Source organism: Stenotrophomonas sp. STEN056 (genome assembly GCF_056759635.1).
In genome coordinates this window covers 65,417-82,372 of record NZ_JBRRDL010000007.1, presented here as the reverse complement: position 1 = coordinate 82,372, position 16,956 = coordinate 65,417, and the positions used below count along the sequence as shown (strand labels likewise).

Here is a 16,956-nt window from a genome sequence, read left to right as displayed (position 1 = left end):
CACGATGCGCATCCGCGATAGCCGCAGCCAGGACGAACCGCATATCGATCTGGTCCCGTTGATCGATGTGATCCTGGTGTTGATCATCTTCTTCGTGGTGACCACCACGTTTGATGCGCGCTCGACCCTGCAGGTGCAGTTGCCGACCGCCAGTGACCAGAAGAACACCTCGCCACCGCGCTCGCTGAGCGTGTTGGTCAATGCCGATGGGCGTTACTTCATCAATGACCAGGAAGTGCTGCGCACCGACGTGGAGGCGCTCAAGCAGACCATCGCACAGGTGGCCGGTGACGACCGTCAGCAAACGGTCCTGTTGCGCGCCGATGCACGCACGCCGTATCAGGCCGTGGTGACCGCGCAGGATGCGCTGGGTCAACTGGGTTTCCGCCGCATTGCCATTGCCACCGCGCCGGAGGCGAAGTCATGAGCGATACCAAGGAGACGGCCTGGCAGACCTATAAACGGTTGTTGAGTTTCGCCAAGCCGTACCGGGTGTTGTTGCTGGTAGCCGGCCTGGGCATGCTGATCGAAGCGGCGGCAGGCATGGGTTTTCTGGGGTTGATGAGCCCGATCACCAATAACCTGGTGAATCCCGAGGACATCAATCCCTGGATGCCGCTGGCCATCATCGGCCTGTTTTTTGTGCGTGGTGCCGCCGGCTACCTGACCGACATGGGCATGGGCAAGGCGGCGCGCAGCATTGCCCGCGACCTGCGCGTGCGGGTGCTGGGCAAGTACCTGCGCCTTCCAGGGCAGCGCTTTGACAACGAGCCGGTGCCGTCGATGCTGGTACGGCTGGGTTCGGACAGCGACCAGGTGGCCCAGGCCGCCATTGATGCGATGAAGGTGGTGCTGCAGCAATCGCTGCAGGCGCTGGGTTCGCTGGCGATGATGTTCTATTACAGCTGGCAGGTAACGCTGGCCATCTTCGTGTTGGCGCCGCCGCTGGCCTGGGTGATGAACAAGGTCGCCAAGCGCTACCGCCGCATCAGCCACCGCATCCAGGAGAGCAGTGCGGAGCTGCTGCAGGCGGCCGACCAGACCCTGTCCAGCCAGCAGGAAGTGAAGATCTACGGTGCCCAGCCGCGCGAGATGGAACGCTATTCGGGGCTGGCCAATACCAACCTGCGGCTGGCGATGAAGGTGGAATCCACGCGCAGCATTTCCTCGGGCATGGTGCAGTTGATTGGTGCCGTGGGCTTGGCTGCGTTGTTGTTCATCGCCGGCCATGAAGCCGCTGCCGGGCGCCTGACGGTGGGTGATTTCGTCGCGATGCTGATGGCGATGCTGACCATCATTCCCGCCCTCAAGCAGCTGACCAATGTGCAGAACATGACCCAGCGCGGCATCGCGTCGGCGCAGCGTCTGTTCGCTGTCTTGGATGCCGAGGACGAGCCGGATCCCGGCACGGTGCCGTTGGCACGGGCAAAGGGTGAGCTGGAATTCCGCAATGTCACCGCGCGTTATCCCGGCCAGGCAAAGCCGGCGTTGCAGGACATCAGCTTTGTCGCCCAGCCCGGCACGGTGACTGCCATCGTTGGCCGCTCCGGAAGCGGAAAATCGACGCTGATCAAGCTGATCCCGCGCTTCTACGAAATCGAAGCCGGGCAGATTCTGCTGGACGGCCACCCGTTGCAGGATTACACGCTTGCCGACCTGCGTCGGCAGATTGCGCTGGTAGGGCAGCAGGTCACGCTGTTCAACGGCAGCGTCGCCGAGAACGTTGCCTACGGTGAGCTGCGCGAACGTAGCCCGGAACAACTGGACCGCGCCATTGCCGGTGCCAATGCGCTGGAGTTCGTCGCGCAGATGCCTGACGGCGTGGACACCCAGGTGGGGGCCAAGGGAGGCAGGCTTTCCGGTGGACAGCGCCAGCGTCTTGCCATTGCACGGGCGATGCTCAAGGACGCGCCGATATTGATCCTGGACGAAGCAACCGCCGCGCTGGACAACGAGTCCGAGCGGCTGGTGCAGGATGCATTGCAGAAACTGATGCCCGACCGCACCACCCTGGTCATCGCCCATCGCCTGTCCACCATTGAGCACGCTGACCAGGTGCTGGTGATGGACCAGGGGCGCATCGTCGAACGTGGCACGCACCTGCAGTTGCTGGCCCTGGGGGGCTTGTACGAGCACCTGTACCGCATGCAGTTCCGCGAGGGCCAGGACTGATGGAAAAACGAGGTCCGCAGACGCCGGCCTATTGGTATGACGACGCGCCGGTGCCGTTGTTCGCCCGGTTGCTGGCGCCGCTCTATGCCGGCGTTTCCGGCTTGCGCCGGCGCCTGTACCGGCGCGGCTGGTTGCGCAGCCGGCAGGTAGCGGTGCCGGTGATCGTGGTCGGCAACATTACTGCGGGTGGCACCGGCAAAACCCCGCTGACGATCGAGCTGGTCAACCGCCTGCGCGAAGCGGGCTGGAAGCCGGGCGTTGCCAGCCGGGGGTATGGTCGCGATGAAGCCGGCACCGCACGCTGGGTCACGCCGGAGCTGGCCGTCGAGCTCAGCGGCGATGAGCCTGCCTTGATCGCCTGGAAGACAGGCGCGCCCGTGCGCGTGGATGGTGATCGCGTGGCTGCCGCCAACGCCTTGATCAAGGCCGGTTGCGATGTGGTGGTCTGCGACGATGGTCTGCAGCATTACCGCCTGGCGCGTGACATCGAGATCGAGGTGGTCGATGCGGTGCGCCGCTATGGCAATGGCCGGATGATTCCTGCCGGTCCGTTGCGTGAGCCGGTGGAGCGCGCGCGTGACTGCGACTTCCGCGTGGTCAACCTGGGGCAGGCCAGCGACGCGGATGAAGTGGTGGCCGCTGCCGGTTTTGGCGAGTGGTCCATGCGCCTGCGCATTACCACTGCACGTCCGTTGAGCGGAGGGCGCGAGAAATCACTGCAGTCCTTTGCCGGCCAGCGTGTGCATGCGGTGGCGGGAATCGCCCACCCGCAGCGTTTTTTCCAGATGCTGCGCGCACGCGGCATCGGTGTGGTGCCGCATGCCTTTGCCGACCACCATCGCTACGTGGCATCGGACCTGTCATTCGGCAGTGAGCTGCCCGTGTTGATGACCGAGAAAGATGCGGTGAAGTGCCGCAGCTTTGCCAACCGCTGGCACTACGCCGTGCCGCTGCAGGCCGAGCTGCCGGCTGCATTCTGGATTGCGCTGCTTGATCGACTGGGCAAGCTGGCGCGTGCGTGACCTGCCTCCTGCGGGGGCTTGATTGAGCAGCGGCACGGTCGTTGCTGGAAGGAGTTGAGATGAGTGTGATCCCCGAGTTTGTCGTGGCCATTCCGGCCCGGTATGCGTCCACGCGGCTTCCGGGCAAGCCCTTGGCCTTGCTGGCTGGCGAGCCGATGGTGTTGCATGTGGCGCGCCGCGCCCTGGCGGCGGGCGCCGGTGAAGTCTGGGTGGCGACCGACGATGCGCGTATCGCCGATGCGGTTGCCGGGCTGGAGGGTATCCACGTGGCGATGACCGACCCTGCGCACGCCTCGGGGACCGACCGCCTGGCCGAATGTGCCCGCCAGGCCGGTTGGGCCGACGATGTGATCGTGGTGAATCTGCAGGGTGACGAGCCGTTTGCGCCGGCCGATGGCATTCGTGCCGTTGCCGGTGTGCTGGCCGACAGTGGCGCGCCGATGTCGACGCTGGCCACGCCGGTGGAGGACGCGCAAACGCTGTTCGACCCGAATGTGGTCAAGCTGGTGCGCAACGTGCACGGCGATGCCCTGTACTTCAGCCGCGCGCCGATTCCCTGGCATCGCGATGCGTTCGCGCACTCGCGCGACACGCTCCCGGCCAGCCACTGGCTGCGGCATATCGGCATCTATGGGTATCGGGCCGGGTTCCTGCAGCAGTTCGCGGCCATGCCGCCGGGCATGCTGGAGCAGGTCGAATCGCTGGAACAGCTGCGGGTGCTGGAGGCGGGCCATCGCATCGCCGTGGCGCTGTCACCGGCGCCGTTCCCCCCGGGCATCGACACGCCCGAAGATCTCGAGCGGGCCGAGGCCTTGATGCGGAGAGGATTGCAATGAAGTTGCTGGTGATCTGCCTGGGCAACATCTGCCGCTCACCGATGGGCGAAGGGGCGTTGCGGGCACGCTTGGCGGAAGCAGGTCTGGCCGGCCGGGTTCAGGTGGATTCGGCCGGGACTTCCGGTTGGCATGTGGGGGCGCCGCCGGATCGGCGTGCGGTGGCCTGCGCGGCGGGGCATGGGGTGGATATCTCCGGGCTGCGCGGGCGCGCCCTGGTTGCCGATGATTTCCTGCATTTCGACCATATCTTCTGCGCCGACCACGACAACCTGAGCGAAGCCCTTAAACTCGCCCCCGCCCAGGCCCGCGACCGGGCAGCCTTGTGGCTGCCGTGGGCAGGTGTCAGTGGCAGTGCGGTGATCCCCGATCCCTATTACGGTGACGAGGCGGACTTCGAGCGCAGCTGGGCGCTGGTGGACGCCGCGGCGCGTGCCACCGTGCAGCGTCTGTTCCCCTGAGCCCACTGCGGCATAATCCCGACATGAACGAAAAACGCGTGATGGAACTGCCCAAGTCCGGTATCTGGCTCAACGCCGCGCCCACAACCCTGCAGGCGTTGCGCGGCCGCCCGGTGGTGCTGGCCTTCGTCAACGGCGCTTCGATCTGGAGCATGCAGCGTGTCGCTGAGGTGACGCGTTGGCAGGCGCGCAACCCCGGTCGTCTGCATCTGGTCGTGATGCAGGTGCCGCGCTTTGAGTTTGAACGTGAGCCGCAGCAGGCGCTGAAGTTATTGCGCCGTCAGGGCGTGAGCGCGCCGATCATGCTTGATGCGCAATGGGATGGCTGGCGGCAGTTCGACGTCCAGTCGTGGCCGACACTGGTCCTGCTGGACGCGCAGGGCGTCGAGCGGGAGCGCCTGGTGGGGGCAGCCGGTGATCTGGAGCGTGCGCTCAACGGGCTCTGTGAAGGCCAGCAACGCCCGCTGGACGAAGCCGATTCTGGTAGCCGGGAGATCAACGCCGAGCCGCGCCTGCCGCTGTCGTTTCCCGGCGGTCTGGTGGTCACCCCCGAGCGCCTGTACGTCGCGGATACCGGCCATCACCGCATTCTTGAGTGCAATCACGCCGGCCGTGTGCTGCGGCAGTTTGGCCTGGGGAGCGCGGACCTGGTGAATGGCGGTCTCGGTGAGGCTGCTTTCAATCGGCCGCAGGGGCTGGTGCTGGCACGTGACGTTCTGTATGTCGCCGACACCGGCAACCATGCGCTGCGCCGCATCCATCTGCAGAGCGGGCAGGTGGATACGCTCTGTGGCAACGGCCGCGCGGGTGATCCCCGGGCGGGTGTGTTGAATCAGCCCTGGGATAGCGCGCTTAACCACCCGGTTGATGTGGCGGTGGCGGACAACCAGATCTTGATCGCCATGGCCGGCGACAACCATATCTGGAGTTACGACCTTGGCAGCCGCGAGCTGCGTTGGCGCTCCGGTGCAGGTCCGGTGGAAGTGCGTGATGGCAGTGGGCACCTGGCAGCATTCGCGCAGCCGACAAGCCTGGTGGCGGTGCAGCAGACGTTGTATGTCTGCGATTCGCTGGGGTCGGCAATCCGCTCGGTGCAGCTACGCGGTGATCTGGTGCAGACCCTGGTCGGGCAGGGGCCGTGGGAGTCGGGCAATGTCGATGGCCCGCGCCTGCATGCACGCCTGCAGTACCCGCTGGCCATCGCCATGGGCCCGGATTCGCCAATGCTGTGGATTGCCGATGCGGGCAATGGCTCGCTGCGCACGCTGCGCTTGGGCGGCGGTGATCTCTCCACCGTCAACCTGCCACGTCGCCTGCACGGCCCCAGTGCCTTGTCGGTGGCCGCAGGTGCCATCTGGATTGCTGAAACCGATGCGCATGCCGTGCTGCGGTTTGATCCGCTCAGCGGCGAGCTGGTCGATGTGCCGATTGAAGGATGAACGAAGAAGTATCCCCTGCATTTGATGGCAAGGCATTCGCTGCGGCACTGAGCACGGCGCCAGGTGTCTACCGGATGTACGCCGCTGACGACACCCTGCTGTATGTCGGCAAGGCAGGTGCGCTGCGCAAGCGCGTGGGTAGCTACTTCAACGGTTCGCCCAAAAGCACCCGCATCATGATGATGTTGTCGCAGGTGGCGCGGATGGATGTGACCGTCACCCGCACCGAGGCCGAAGCGCTGTTGCTGGAAAACCAGCTGATCAAGTCGCTTGCGCCGCGCTACAACGTCTCGTTGCGCGATGACAAAACCTATCCGCAGGTATTGCTGACCCGTGAGCAGTGGCCACGGATCGCATTGCACCGTGGGCCGCGTGCCATTCCTGGCCGCTACTTCGGGCCGTATCCGGGCGTGAGTGCGGTGCGCGAAACCCTGAACCTGATGCACAAGTTGTTCAAGCTGCGCAGTTGTGAGGACAGTGTGTTCCGCAATCGCTCACGGCCGTGCCTGCAGTACCAGATCGGTCGCTGCAGCGCGCCGTGCGTGGCGTTGGTGGAGCAGGCCGAGTACGACGAATCCGTGCGGCGTGCGTCGATGTTCCTGGAAGGCAAGAGCGACCAGTTGGCAGGTGAACTGATGGCGTCGATGCAGTTGGCCAGTGACGCGCTGGAGTTCGAGCGTGCGGCGCGCCTGCGGGATCTTGTTGCCTCGCTGCGCAGCATGCAGAACCGCCAGTACGTGGACGGGCGTGCCGCCGATCTGGATGTGCTGGCCTGTGCGACGCGGGGCGGCAGCGCCTGCGTGATGCTGTTGGCGTTCCGCGATGGTCGCAATCTGGGGACACGCGCGTTCTTTCCGCGGACCAATGGCGAAGACAGTGCCGAAGAAGTGTTGGCGGCCTTTGTGTCGCAGTACTACGTTGAGCACGCGCCGCCGCCGGAGGTGTTGCTGGACCGGCAGATCCCCGATGCGGAAATGATCGAGGCCGCCTTGAGTGCCGCGGCCGAGCGCCGGGTGGCGCTGAAGTGGAACGTGCGGGGCGAGCGCGCGGGGTACGTCGAGCTGGCCAGTCGCAACGCGCAGATCACGCTGGTTGCGGAGATGGACAGCCAGGGCGCACAGCACGCGCGCAGCGAGGCGTTGCGCGATTTGCTGGGCCTGCCTGAGCCGGTCAAGCGCGTGGAATGTTTCGACATCAGCCACACCATGGGCGAGGCCACCGTAGCCTCCTGCGTGGTGTTTGATGCGGCCGGGCCGGTGCGCGGACAATATCGGCGTTACAACATCAGCGGTATCGAACCGGGCGACGACTACGCGGCCATGCGCCAAGCGATTGATCGGCGTTTCCGGCGTGCAGTGGAAGAAAGTGGCGTACTGCCCGAGGTGCTGTTGATCGATGGCGGCGCGGGCCAGTTGGCGCAGGCGCAGGCAGCGCTGGCTGACCTGGGCGTGGAAGGCGTGATGCTGGTGGGTGTGGCCAAGGGCGTGGAGCGCCGCGCTGGACACGAAGCTTTGGTGTTGCCGGATGGGCGTGAGCTGCGGCCTGGCGCGGCATCACCGGCACTGCAGTTCATCCAGCAGGTGCGTGATGAAGCGCATCGGTTTGCCATCACCGGCCATCGTGGGCGGCGGCAGAAGGCGCGCATGACGAGCCGGCTGGAGGATATTTCCGGTATTGGCCCGCGCCGGCGCGCGAGCCTGCTCAAGCACTTTGGCGGCATGGCGGGGCTGAAAGCCGCCGGAGAGGCCGAGATTGCCAAGGTGGAAGGGATCAATGACGCCCTGGCCGCGCGCATCTACGCTAACCTTCATGGTCTGTCGGTGCCCGATTCGGCAGCGGAGTAATGCGTTCAATGAAATTGACTATTCCCACCTGGCTGACGTTGTTGCGGATCGTGATGATTCCGGTCCTGGTGGTGGTGTTTTACCTGCCCTATGCCTGGACCAACTTCGCATCAGCGGCAATCTTCGGCCTGGCGGCGATCACCGATTGGCTGGATGGCTGGGTGGCGCGGCGCTATGAACAGCATTCGGCATTCGGCGCGTTTCTGGACCCGGTCGCGGACAAGCTGATGGTTGCCGTGGCGCTGTTCCTGATCGTGCAGGGGCATCCCACGCCGTGGATGGCGTTCTGGGCGGCGGTGATCGTGGGGCGTGAAATTGCCGTGTCAGCGCTGCGCGAATGGATGGCCGAAATCGGCCAGCGGGCGAAGGTGCGCGTGGCGATGATTGGCAAGGTCAAGACCACGGCACAAATGGTGGCCTTGCTGTGTCTGCTGTACTCGGTCTCGCCCAAGATTCCCTTCACCGCCATCTGGTTGGGTGCGCCGATTTTCCACATCGGTGACTGGATGTTGGCCATCGCCGCATTGCTGACGTTGATCTCCGGTGTGCAGTACATGGTGGCTGCATGGCCAAGCCTGCGCGAAGAAGAAAAGGCCGCGCGCGAACGTGCCAGAAAAAGTTGAAAGGGCTGTTGACAGGTAGCCGATTGCCTGTAGAATTTCGCCTCCCAAGCGGGAATAGCTCAGTTGGTAGAGCGCAACCTTGCCAAGGTTGAGGTCGCGAGTTCGAGTCTCGTTTCCCGCTCCAATTCAATTCAGAGGCCGCCGGTATTCATGGCGTCCTGGAACGGCGGTTGGCTGGTTTGTCCGGGTTGGCTTCGGATGATCCGCCAGGGGAGCTGGAAGCAGCTTCCGGGTGATGTGAAGAAAATTGTTAAAAATGCTGGCGCGTTGCTTCATGAGTCTGTAGAATGCGCCGCATCCCAAGCGGGAATAGCTCAGTTGGTAGAGCGCAACCTTGCCAAGGTTGAGGTCGCGAGTTCGAGTCTCGTTTCCCGCTCCAAATTCTGAAAAGGCCCCGTAAAACGGGGTTTTTTCATATCGGAAAAGCATTTCTGGTAGTCAGTTTTCAAAGTTTGGCCTGGTAGCAGAGTGGTTATGCAGCGGATTGCAAATCCGCGTACGCCGGTTCGATTCCGACCCAGGCCTCCATTTGAAGCCCTGAGAAATCAGGGCTTTTCTTTTGCCTGTTTTTTGCCGCGCAGGTCGTGGGGTGCTGGTCAGAACGTCTGGCCGGCGGGCGGTCATTGCTTGCCGATTGCGTTAGAATCCAGCCAGCCCTCTACTGACAGGTGGCCCGCGCGAAGCGCCGGTCGAGTGTGTGACATGAGCACTACCATTTCCCACTGCTGATATCCCGCCACAGCCCTGTACAGGCGCCGTTGTGGCGCTTTTTTATTGTCCCGATGTTCTTTCCTGCCATGCCCAAAGCGGCAATGGTTTCTGGTGAATTCCCATGATCAACATCACTCTCCCGGACGGCAGCGTCCGTCAATTTGAAAATCCGGTCAGCGTCATGGACGTGGCTCAATCCATTGGTGCGGGGCTGGCCAAGGCCACCATCGCCGGCGTCGTGGATGGCGTGCAGGTTGATGCCAGCGACGTGATCGATCGTGATGCGTCGCTGCGCATCATTACCGCCAAGGACGAGGAGGGCGTCGAGATCATCCGCCACTCGTGCGCGCACCTGGTTGGGCATGCGGTCAAACAGTTGTATCCGGATGCCAAGATGGTCATCGGCCCGGTGATCGCCGAGGGTTTCTACTACGACATCTACTCCGAGCGTCCGTTCACGCCTGATGACATGGCCGCGATCGAAAAGCGCATGGGCGAGCTGATTGCGCAGGACTACGACGTCATCAAGAAGATGACGCCGCGCGCGGAAGTGGTTGAAATCTTCAAGGCCCGTGGCGAGGACTACAAGCTGCGCCTGATCGAAGACATGTCCGACGACATCACTGCGATGGGCATGTACTACCACCAGGAATACGTGGACATGTGTCGCGGCCCGCACGTGCCGAACACACGCTTCCTGAAGTCTTTCAAGCTGACGCGCATCTCCGGTGCGTACTGGCGCGGCGACGCCAAGAACGAGCAGTTGCAGCGCGTTTATGGCACGGCCTGGGCCGACAAAAAGCAGCTCGAGGCCTATATCAAGCGCATCGAGGAAGCCGAGATGCGCGATCACCGCCGCATCGGCAAGCAGCAGGATCTGTTCCATCTGCAGGAAGAGGCGCCCGGCCTGGTGTTCTGGCACCCGAAGGGCTGGTCGATCTGGCAGGTCGTCGAACAGTACATGCGCAAGGTCTATCGCGACAGCGGTTACGGCGAAGTGCGCTGCCCGCAGATTCTGGATGTGAGCCTGTGGAAGCAGTCCGGCCACTGGGACAATTACCAGGACAACATGTTCTTCACCGAGTCGGAGAAGCGCACGTACGCGGTCAAGCCGATGAACTGCCCGGGCCACGTCCAGGTCTTCAATCAAGGCCTGCACAGCTATCGCGACCTGCCCATCCGCTATGGCGAGTTTGGTTCTTGCCATCGCAACGAACCGTCCGGCGCGCTGCACGGCATCCTGCGCGTGCGTGGCTTCACGCAGGACGACGGCCACGTGTTCTGCACCGAAGCGCAGATCGAATCGGAAGTGACGGCATTCCACCAGCAGGCGCTGGCGGTGTACCAGCACTTTGGTTTTGAAGAGATTCAGATCAAGATCGCGCTGCGTCCGGAATCGCGCCTGGGTGATGATTCCACCTGGGACAAGGCAGAAGGTGCGTTGCGCTCTGCGCTGACCAGCTGCGGCGTGGAATGGCAGGAACTGCCGGGCGAGGGGGCTTTCTACGGCCCGAAGATCGAGTACCACCTGAAGGATGCGATCGGTCGTACCTGGCAGTTGGGCACCATGCAGGTCGATTTCATGATGCCCGGCCGCCTTGGCGCCGAGTATGTGGATGAAAACAGCCAGAAGAAGCATCCGGTCATGCTGCACCGGGCCATCGTCGGCTCGATGGAGCGTTTCCTGGGCATCCTGATCGAGCACCACGCCGGCCAGTTCCCGGCCTGGCTGGCGCCTGTTCAGGTGGTGGTGGCCAACATCACCGACGCGCAGGCCGAGTACGTTGAACAGGTTCGCAAAACCCTTGCGAATCAAGGCTTCCGGGTAGAGGCCGATTTGCGCAACGAAAAGATCGGCTATAAGATTCGCGAGCATACCCTGCAGCGGGTGCCGTATCTGCTGGTCGTGGGCGACCGCGAGAGGGACAATGGCGCCGTGGCAGTGCGTACGCTGTCGGGCGAAGATCTGGGCTCAATGCCGGTCCAGGCGTTCGTCGAGCGGCTGCAGGCCGAATTGAAGCAGTAAGCTAGAGCCCCGGCCCCAGCGGATATCCGTCGGGGCCGGTTCGATTCCACTGGGAGATTGCAATATCAGTACCCCTGACAACAAACAGAACCGCAAAAATCAGGAAATCCGGGTGCCGCGCGTCCGCGTGATCGGCAGTGACGGAGAAATGATTGGCGTGTTGTCGCGCGACGAAGCGCTGTCGATGGCCGAGGATGAAGGCCTCGACCTGGTCGAGATCCAGCCGCAGGCCGACCCGCCTGTATGCAAGATCATGGACTTCGGCAAGTTCAAGTTCGAAGCGCAGAAGAAGGCCAACGAGGCCAAGAAGAAGACCAAGCAGGTCGAGATCAAGGAAGTCAAGTTCCGTCCGGTCACGGACGAGGGCGACTACCAGATCAAGCTGCGCAAGATGCGCGGTTTTCTGGAAGATGGCGACAAGATCAAGGTCAACATCCGCTTCCGTGGCCGTGAAATGAGCCACCAGGAACTGGGTCGTGAAATGGCCAACCGGATCGAGGCGGATCTGGGCGAGGACATCGTGATCGAGTCCCGTCCGCGCCTGGAAGGCCGGCAGATGGTCATGATGATCGCGCCAAAGAAGAAGTAAGCCGCTGGCCCTCGGGTCATCGTTTTGCTGAACAGGGAGGGCCTTGGCTCTCCCTGTTTGCATGCCTGTTCAGCTGTCCTGGCATCAGTCCGCCTGCAGTTTGCAAGTGACTGGCGTGCAAGGCATAATGGGCGGCCCGGTTCGCCGGGTTTGTTGTTTGCTTCACCCTAGGACCTGCCTGCCTCCAGTGGGAGCGCGGGCTTTTGACAGACAAGGGCAAGGATGGAAAGCGTGGGTCAGCCCACCGCCCAGTCAGTAAAGAGACCATCAAGGACATAGCAATGCCCAAGATCAAGACCAACCGGGCGGCGGCCAAGCGTTTCCGCAAGACCGCCTCCGGCAAGTACAAGTGCGGCCACGCCAACCGTAGCCACATCCTCACCAAGAAGGCGACCAAGCGGAAGCGTAACCTGCGTCAGACGAATCACGTCCGCGCAGAAGACGCAGGCCGTCTGGACCGTATGCTTCCCTACCTCTGAGGACTGAACCATGGCACGAGTAAAGCGTGGTGTGCAGGCGCGCCGCCGCCACAAGAAAGTATTGGATCTGGCAAAGGGCTATTACAACGCCCGTCGCAAGGTCTTCCGCGTTGCCAAGCAGGCAGTCATCAAGGCACAGCAGTACGCCTACATTGGCCGTAAGCAGAAGAAGCGCAATTTCCGTTCGCTGTGGATCACCCGCATCAATGCGGCTGCCCGCATCAACGGCCTGAGCTACAGCCGTTTCATGAACGGCCTGCTGAAGGCTGGTATCACCCTGGATCGTAAGGTTCTGGCTGATATCGCCGTGCACGACGCAGCCGGTTTTGCCGCTCTGGCAGAAAAGGCCAAGGGCGCACTGGCGGCATAAGTACTTTCTGCAGCAGTTGTAGCGTTCACGCGCAGCGGCTGTGGTGAGACAATGCATGGGGAAGGGCGCAAGTCCTTCCCCATTATTTTTTGTATTGGTTGCCGCTGCCCTGGGGCTGCGCGGCGATCAGGCATTGGTGGCGGCGGGGGTCGGCCCGGCGCATACCGCGTAGGCATGCCGGCCAGAGGTTTCGTCGATCCCATGAGTGACATCCAATCCCTGACCGCGCAGGCGCTGGCCGATGTGGCCGCGGCGCAGAGCCCGGAAGCGCTTGAGAACCTGCGCGTTTCACTGTTGGGCAAGAGTGGCAGTATCACTGCCCAGCTCAAGCAGCTTGGCGCATTGCCGGCTGAGGAGCGCAAGGCGGCGGGCGAGGCGATCAACATCGCCCGCGACGCGGTGTCCTCGGCCTTGGGTGAGCGCAAGGCGCTGCTGGAAAATGCCGCGCTGGATGCGCGTCTGGCCTCTGAAAGCATCGATGTCACCCTGCCGGGCCGTGATGGTGAACGTGGCGGCCTGCACCCGGTCACGCGCACGCTGGAGCGCATCACCGAGATCTTCGGCCGCTTGGGTTACGAGCTGTCCGAGGGCCCGGAAGTCGAAGACGACTGGCACAACTTCGAGGCGCTGAACTTCCCGCCGCACCACCCGGCGCGCGCCATGCACGACACCTTCTACTTCGGCGACGGCCGCCTGCTGCGCACGCATACCTCTGGTGTGCAGGTGCGTTACATGGGCGACCACAAGCCGCCGCTGCGCATGATCGCGGCCGGTAAGGTGTACCGCAGCGACAGCGACCAGACCCACTCGCCGATGTTCCATCAGGTTGAAGGCCTGCTGGTGGACGAGCACTCGACCTTCGCTGACCTCAAGGGCACCTTGTCCGAGTTCGTGCGTGCCTTCTTCGAGCGCGATTTCGAAATGCGTTTCCGCCCGAGTTATTTCCCGTTCGTGGAGCCGGGTGCGGAAGTGGACATCGCCTGGCAGCAGCCTGATGGCAGCACCCGCTGGCTGGAAGTGCTGGGCTGCGGCATGGTCCACCCGAACGTGTTGAAATCGGTCGGCATCGACCCGGAGCGCTACACCGGCTTCGCCTTCGGCCTGGGTGTGGAGCGCTTCGCGATGCTGCGTTACGGCGTCAACGACCTGCGCGCGTTCTTCGAGAACGACGTTCGCTTTCTCAAGCAGTTCGCCTGATCGAAGCACCGTAGTGCCGGGCCATGCTCGGCAGCTTTTGAACGTTGATCAACCCCGGGCGCAACGCGCTGGGTATCAACAAGAAACCGCAACGGGAGGCGCGCCTCCCCCCAAGGTAAAGACATGAAATTCTCTGAAAGCTGGCTGCGCAGTCACGTACCGACCACCGCTTCGCGTGATGAACTCATTGCCGTGTTGACCGCCATCGGCCTGGAGGTCGAGGAAGTCACTGCGCTGGGCGCTGGCCTGGACAACGTGGTGGTGGCGCGCATCGTTGAAGCCGAGCGCCATCCGGAAGCTGATCGCTTGCAGATCTGCAAGGTCGACGCGGGCCAGGCCGAACTGCTGCAGATCGTCTGCGGCGCGCCGAACGCTCGCCCGGGCCTGGTCGCGCCACTGGCGATGGTGGGTGCGCAGATTGGCGAGTTGAAGATCAAGCCGGCCAAGCTGCGCGGCGTGGAATCCAACGGCATGCTGTGTTCGGCCAAGGAGCTGGGCCTGGACAGCGACGCCTCCGGCCTGCTGGAGCTGCCTGACGATGCGCCGGTCGGGACTGCCCTGGTCGATTACCTCGGCCTTCCAGATGCAAGCATCGAGATCAAACTCACCCCGAACCGCGCAGACTGCTTCAGCGTGCGTGGTATCGCCTTCGACGTGGCTGCAGCTACTCGCAGCGAAGTAAAGCCGTTTGCCGCTGACGCCGTGCCGGCCGTCGGTACGCGCGAACTGGCCATCCAGCTCGACGCGGGTGCGGAAGCGCCGCGTTACCTGGGGCGAGTGATCGAAGGCGTCAATGCCGCCGCGTCCACGCCGCTGTGGATGGCCGAGCGCCTGCGTCGCAGCGGCGTGCGCCCAGTGTCGCTGTTGGTGGACATCACCCAGTACGTGATGCTGGAAATCGGGCAGCCAATGCACGCCTACGATCTGGAAACGCTGAAGGGATCGATTGCCGTGCGCCGTTCGCGCGCCGGTGAAACGCTCAAGCTACTGGATGGCCGCGACGCCGCGCTGGACGACAGCTTCCTGGTGGTGACCGATGCCGACCGTCCGGTTGGCCTGGCCGGCCTGATGGGCGGCTTCGATACCCGCGTCACCGATGCGACCACCAAGGTGTTCCTGGAGGCTGCGCACTTTGCACCCGCCGCGATCATGGGCCGTGGCCGCAAGCTGGGCCTGCACACCGATGCCGGCCACCGTTTCGAGCGTGGTGTGGACCCGCAGTTGCCGCGCATCGCCATCGAATACGCAACCAAGTTGGTGCTGGACCTGGCTGGCGGCACACCGGCGCCGGTCACTGAAGCCGTGCGTGAGGCTGACCTGCCGCTCGCCGCCCGCATTCACCTGCGCCGCGCCCGCATCCTGCGTGTGCTGGGTATCCAGATCGAAGACGCCGAAGTCGAGCGCATCCTGCGCGCACTTGGGATGAAGGTTGAAGCCGTCGCTGACGGTTGGACGGTGACCGGCCCAAGCAGTCGTTTCGATATCGCCATCGAAGAAGACCTGATCGAAGAGCTGGCCCGCATCCACGGCTACGAGCAGATTCCGACCACGCTGCCCGGTGGTGCCGCGCGCATCGCCATGCCGAGCGAGACGCGTCTGGATCAGCTGTCCGTGCGCCGTCAACTGGTTGCGCGCGACATGCTGGAAACAATCAACTTCGCCTTTGTCGATGCGCAGCTGCTTGCACAATGGCGCCAGGACGAAGGGCTTGTGCCACTGGCAAATCCACTGTCGGCCGAGCTGGCGGTGATGCGCCCGATGCTGTTGCCGGGTTTGGTTGCAACCCTGGGCCGCAACGTGGCACGTCAGGCTGGGCGCGTGCGCTTGTTCGAGATTGGCCGCGTGTTCGCAGCGCAGGCCGGCGAGGGCAAGCCTGCGCCGCGCGAAACGGTACGGATTGCAGCTACCGTGTGCGGTGATGCCGCTGCACTGCAGTGGGGGGAGAAGGCCCGCAAAGTGGACTTCCACGATCTGAAGGGTGACCTGGAATCGTTGGCTGCCGCTTCGGGCGCGGTGTTGGAGTTCCGTGCGTCACAGCGCGCCTACGCCCATCCGGCGCGTTCGGCCGACATCTGGCGTGACGGGCAGTGCATCGGCTGGATCGGCCAGCTGCATCCACGGCTCGCCAAGGCAATGGAAATCGACGTGGATGTGCTCGGTTTCGAGCTGGATCTGGCGCCGCTGGTGGCGCGCACCCTGCCGCGTTCGAGCGAGCTGTCGCGGTTCCCGGGCGTGCGGCGCGACCTGGCGGTGGCCGTTGCTGAATCAGTCAGCTGGGCCGACCTGGCCGGGACCATTCGCCAGGCCGGTGGCGAGTTGCTTCGCGAGGTGGTGCTGTTTGATCGTTACGTCGGCCAAGGCGTGGAACCGAGTTTCAAGAGCTTGGCTATGGGCTTGATTCTGCAGGACAAAACGCGCACTCTCACGGATCGCGACATCGAGCCCGTAGTGGCTGAAGTGGTCGCTGCAATTGATCGCGGGCACGGCGCGAAGATCCGTGGCTGAGGCAGGACACAGGGAGCTGGCATGGCATTGACAAAGGCGGAGATGGCGGATCGTCTGTTCGACGAAGTCGGTCTGAACAAGCGTGAGGCCAAGGAGTTTGTCGACGCGTTCTTCGATGTGCTGCGCGATGCATTGCAACAGGGGCGTCAGGTAAAGCTGTCCGGTTTTGGCAATTTCGACCTGCGGCGCAAGAACCAGCGCCCTGGCCGCAACCCCAAGACCGGCGAGGAAATTCCGATTTCCGCCCGCACGGTGGTGACCTTCCGTCCGGGCCAGAAGCTCAAGGAAAGGGTAGAGGCATATGCTGGATCCGGGCAGTAACCGCGAACTTCCGCCGATTCCGGCCAAGCGCTACTTCACCATTGGTGAGGTCAGTGAGTTGTGCGACGTCAAGCCGCATGTACTGCGCTATTGGGAAACCGAGTTTCCCAGCCTTGAGCCGGCCAAGCGCCGTGGCAACCGTCGTTACTACCAGCGGCATGATGTGCTGATGGTGCGGCAGATCCGCGGGCTGCTGTACGAACAGGGCTACACCATCGGCGGTGCGCGGCTTCGGCTTGAAGGCGATGGCGCCAAGCAGGAATCGGCACTGAGCAACCAGATCATCAAGCAAGTGCGGATGGAACTGGAAGAAGTGCTGCAATTGCTGCGTCGCTGATCCATTTTTGATTCAAAGCCGGTATAA

General features: G+C 63.3%; 16 protein-coding genes and 3 tRNA genes. All 19 read left to right on the top strand.

What is annotated here, in order from left to right; all coding sequences use genetic code 11:
* Positions 1-4: 4 nt before the first annotated feature.
* Positions 5-427 carry an ExbD/TolR family protein gene (locus ACVOLO_RS06390; protein WP_481569413.1) on the top strand — a complete coding sequence of 141 codons (423 nt, stop codon included), beginning with the start codon at positions 5-7 and terminating at the stop codon, positions 425-427.
* Complete coding sequence (msbA, locus tag ACVOLO_RS06385) at positions 424-2,172, top strand: lipid A export permease/ATP-binding protein MsbA (RefSeq protein ID WP_481569412.1); 1,749 nt, start codon at positions 424-426, stop codon at positions 2,170-2,172. Before ACVOLO_RS06390 ends, msbA begins: the two co-directional genes overlap by 4 nt.
* Positions 2,172-3,194, top strand: a complete 1,023-nt coding sequence (gene lpxK, locus ACVOLO_RS06380) for a tetraacyldisaccharide 4'-kinase (protein WP_481569411.1) — start codon at positions 2,172-2,174, stop codon at positions 3,192-3,194. Before msbA ends, lpxK begins: the two co-directional genes overlap by 1 nt.
* 68 nt (positions 3,195-3,262) lie before the next feature.
* Entirely contained in the window at positions 3,263-4,030 is a 768-nt protein-coding gene (gene kdsB, locus ACVOLO_RS06375) for a 3-deoxy-manno-octulosonate cytidylyltransferase (RefSeq protein WP_481569453.1), read from the top strand.
* Positions 4,027-4,488, top strand: coding sequence for a low molecular weight protein-tyrosine-phosphatase (locus ACVOLO_RS06370; RefSeq protein WP_481569410.1), 462 nt, complete (start codon positions 4,027-4,029; stop codon positions 4,486-4,488). The genes kdsB and ACVOLO_RS06370 overlap by 4 nt, the downstream gene beginning before the upstream one ends.
* A gap of 23 nt (positions 4,489-4,511) precedes the next feature.
* Positions 4,512-5,927 (top strand): hypothetical protein, encoded by a 1,416-nt coding sequence (locus tag ACVOLO_RS06365; protein WP_481569409.1) that lies wholly within the window; start codon positions 4,512-4,514, stop codon positions 5,925-5,927.
* Positions 5,924-7,771, top strand: coding sequence for an excinuclease ABC subunit UvrC (gene uvrC, locus ACVOLO_RS06360; RefSeq protein ID WP_481569408.1), 1,848 nt, complete (start codon positions 5,924-5,926; stop codon positions 7,769-7,771). The genes ACVOLO_RS06365 and uvrC overlap by 4 nt, the downstream gene beginning before the upstream one ends.
* 8 nt (positions 7,772-7,779) lie before the next feature.
* On the top strand, positions 7,780-8,394 hold the full coding sequence (gene pgsA / locus ACVOLO_RS06355) for a CDP-diacylglycerol--glycerol-3-phosphate 3-phosphatidyltransferase (protein ID WP_481569407.1): 615 nt from the start codon (positions 7,780-7,782) through the stop codon (positions 8,392-8,394).
* A 48-nt stretch (positions 8,395-8,442) separates the two neighbouring features.
* Positions 8,443-8,518: transfer RNA gene (locus ACVOLO_RS06350), tRNA-Gly, on the top strand.
* A 179-nt stretch (positions 8,519-8,697) separates the two neighbouring features.
* Positions 8,698-8,773 (top strand) — tRNA-Gly (locus ACVOLO_RS06345).
* Between the two features lie 75 nt (positions 8,774-8,848).
* Positions 8,849-8,922, top strand: a tRNA-Cys gene (locus tag ACVOLO_RS06340).
* Between the two features lie 304 nt (positions 8,923-9,226).
* Positions 9,227-11,131: a threonine--tRNA ligase gene (gene thrS / locus ACVOLO_RS06335; RefSeq protein ID WP_481569406.1), complete on the top strand. Its 1,905-nt coding sequence runs from the start codon at positions 9,227-9,229 to the stop codon at positions 11,129-11,131.
* A gap of 49 nt (positions 11,132-11,180) precedes the next feature.
* Positions 11,181-11,720, top strand: coding sequence for a translation initiation factor IF-3 (infC, locus tag ACVOLO_RS06330; protein ID WP_172448083.1), 540 nt, complete (start codon positions 11,181-11,183; stop codon positions 11,718-11,720).
* A gap of 281 nt (positions 11,721-12,001) precedes the next feature.
* On the top strand, positions 12,002-12,199 hold the full coding sequence (rpmI, locus tag ACVOLO_RS06325; protein WP_002811096.1) for a 50S ribosomal protein L35: 198 nt from the start codon (positions 12,002-12,004) through the stop codon (positions 12,197-12,199).
* Between the two features lie 10 nt (positions 12,200-12,209).
* Positions 12,210-12,569: a 50S ribosomal protein L20 gene (gene rplT / locus ACVOLO_RS06320; RefSeq protein ID WP_054657697.1), complete on the top strand. Its 360-nt coding sequence runs from the start codon at positions 12,210-12,212 to the stop codon at positions 12,567-12,569.
* 201 nt (positions 12,570-12,770) lie between these two features.
* Positions 12,771-13,766, top strand: coding sequence for a phenylalanine--tRNA ligase subunit alpha (gene pheS / locus ACVOLO_RS06315; RefSeq protein WP_481569405.1), 996 nt, complete (start codon positions 12,771-12,773; stop codon positions 13,764-13,766).
* Positions 13,767-13,889: 123 nt separating this feature from the next.
* Positions 13,890-16,271, top strand: coding sequence for a phenylalanine--tRNA ligase subunit beta (gene pheT / locus ACVOLO_RS06310; RefSeq protein ID WP_481569404.1), 2,382 nt, complete (start codon positions 13,890-13,892; stop codon positions 16,269-16,271).
* A gap of 21 nt (positions 16,272-16,292) precedes the next feature.
* The gene (locus tag ACVOLO_RS06305) at positions 16,293-16,592 is read left to right on the top strand and encodes an integration host factor subunit alpha (RefSeq protein WP_232147785.1); all 300 of its coding nucleotides are present in this window, start codon (positions 16,293-16,295) and stop codon (positions 16,590-16,592) included.
* Complete coding sequence (locus ACVOLO_RS06300) at positions 16,573-16,929, top strand: MerR family transcriptional regulator (RefSeq protein ID WP_481569403.1); 357 nt, start codon at positions 16,573-16,575, stop codon at positions 16,927-16,929. The genes ACVOLO_RS06305 and ACVOLO_RS06300 overlap by 20 nt, the downstream gene beginning before the upstream one ends.
* Positions 16,930-16,956 lie beyond the last annotated feature (27 nt).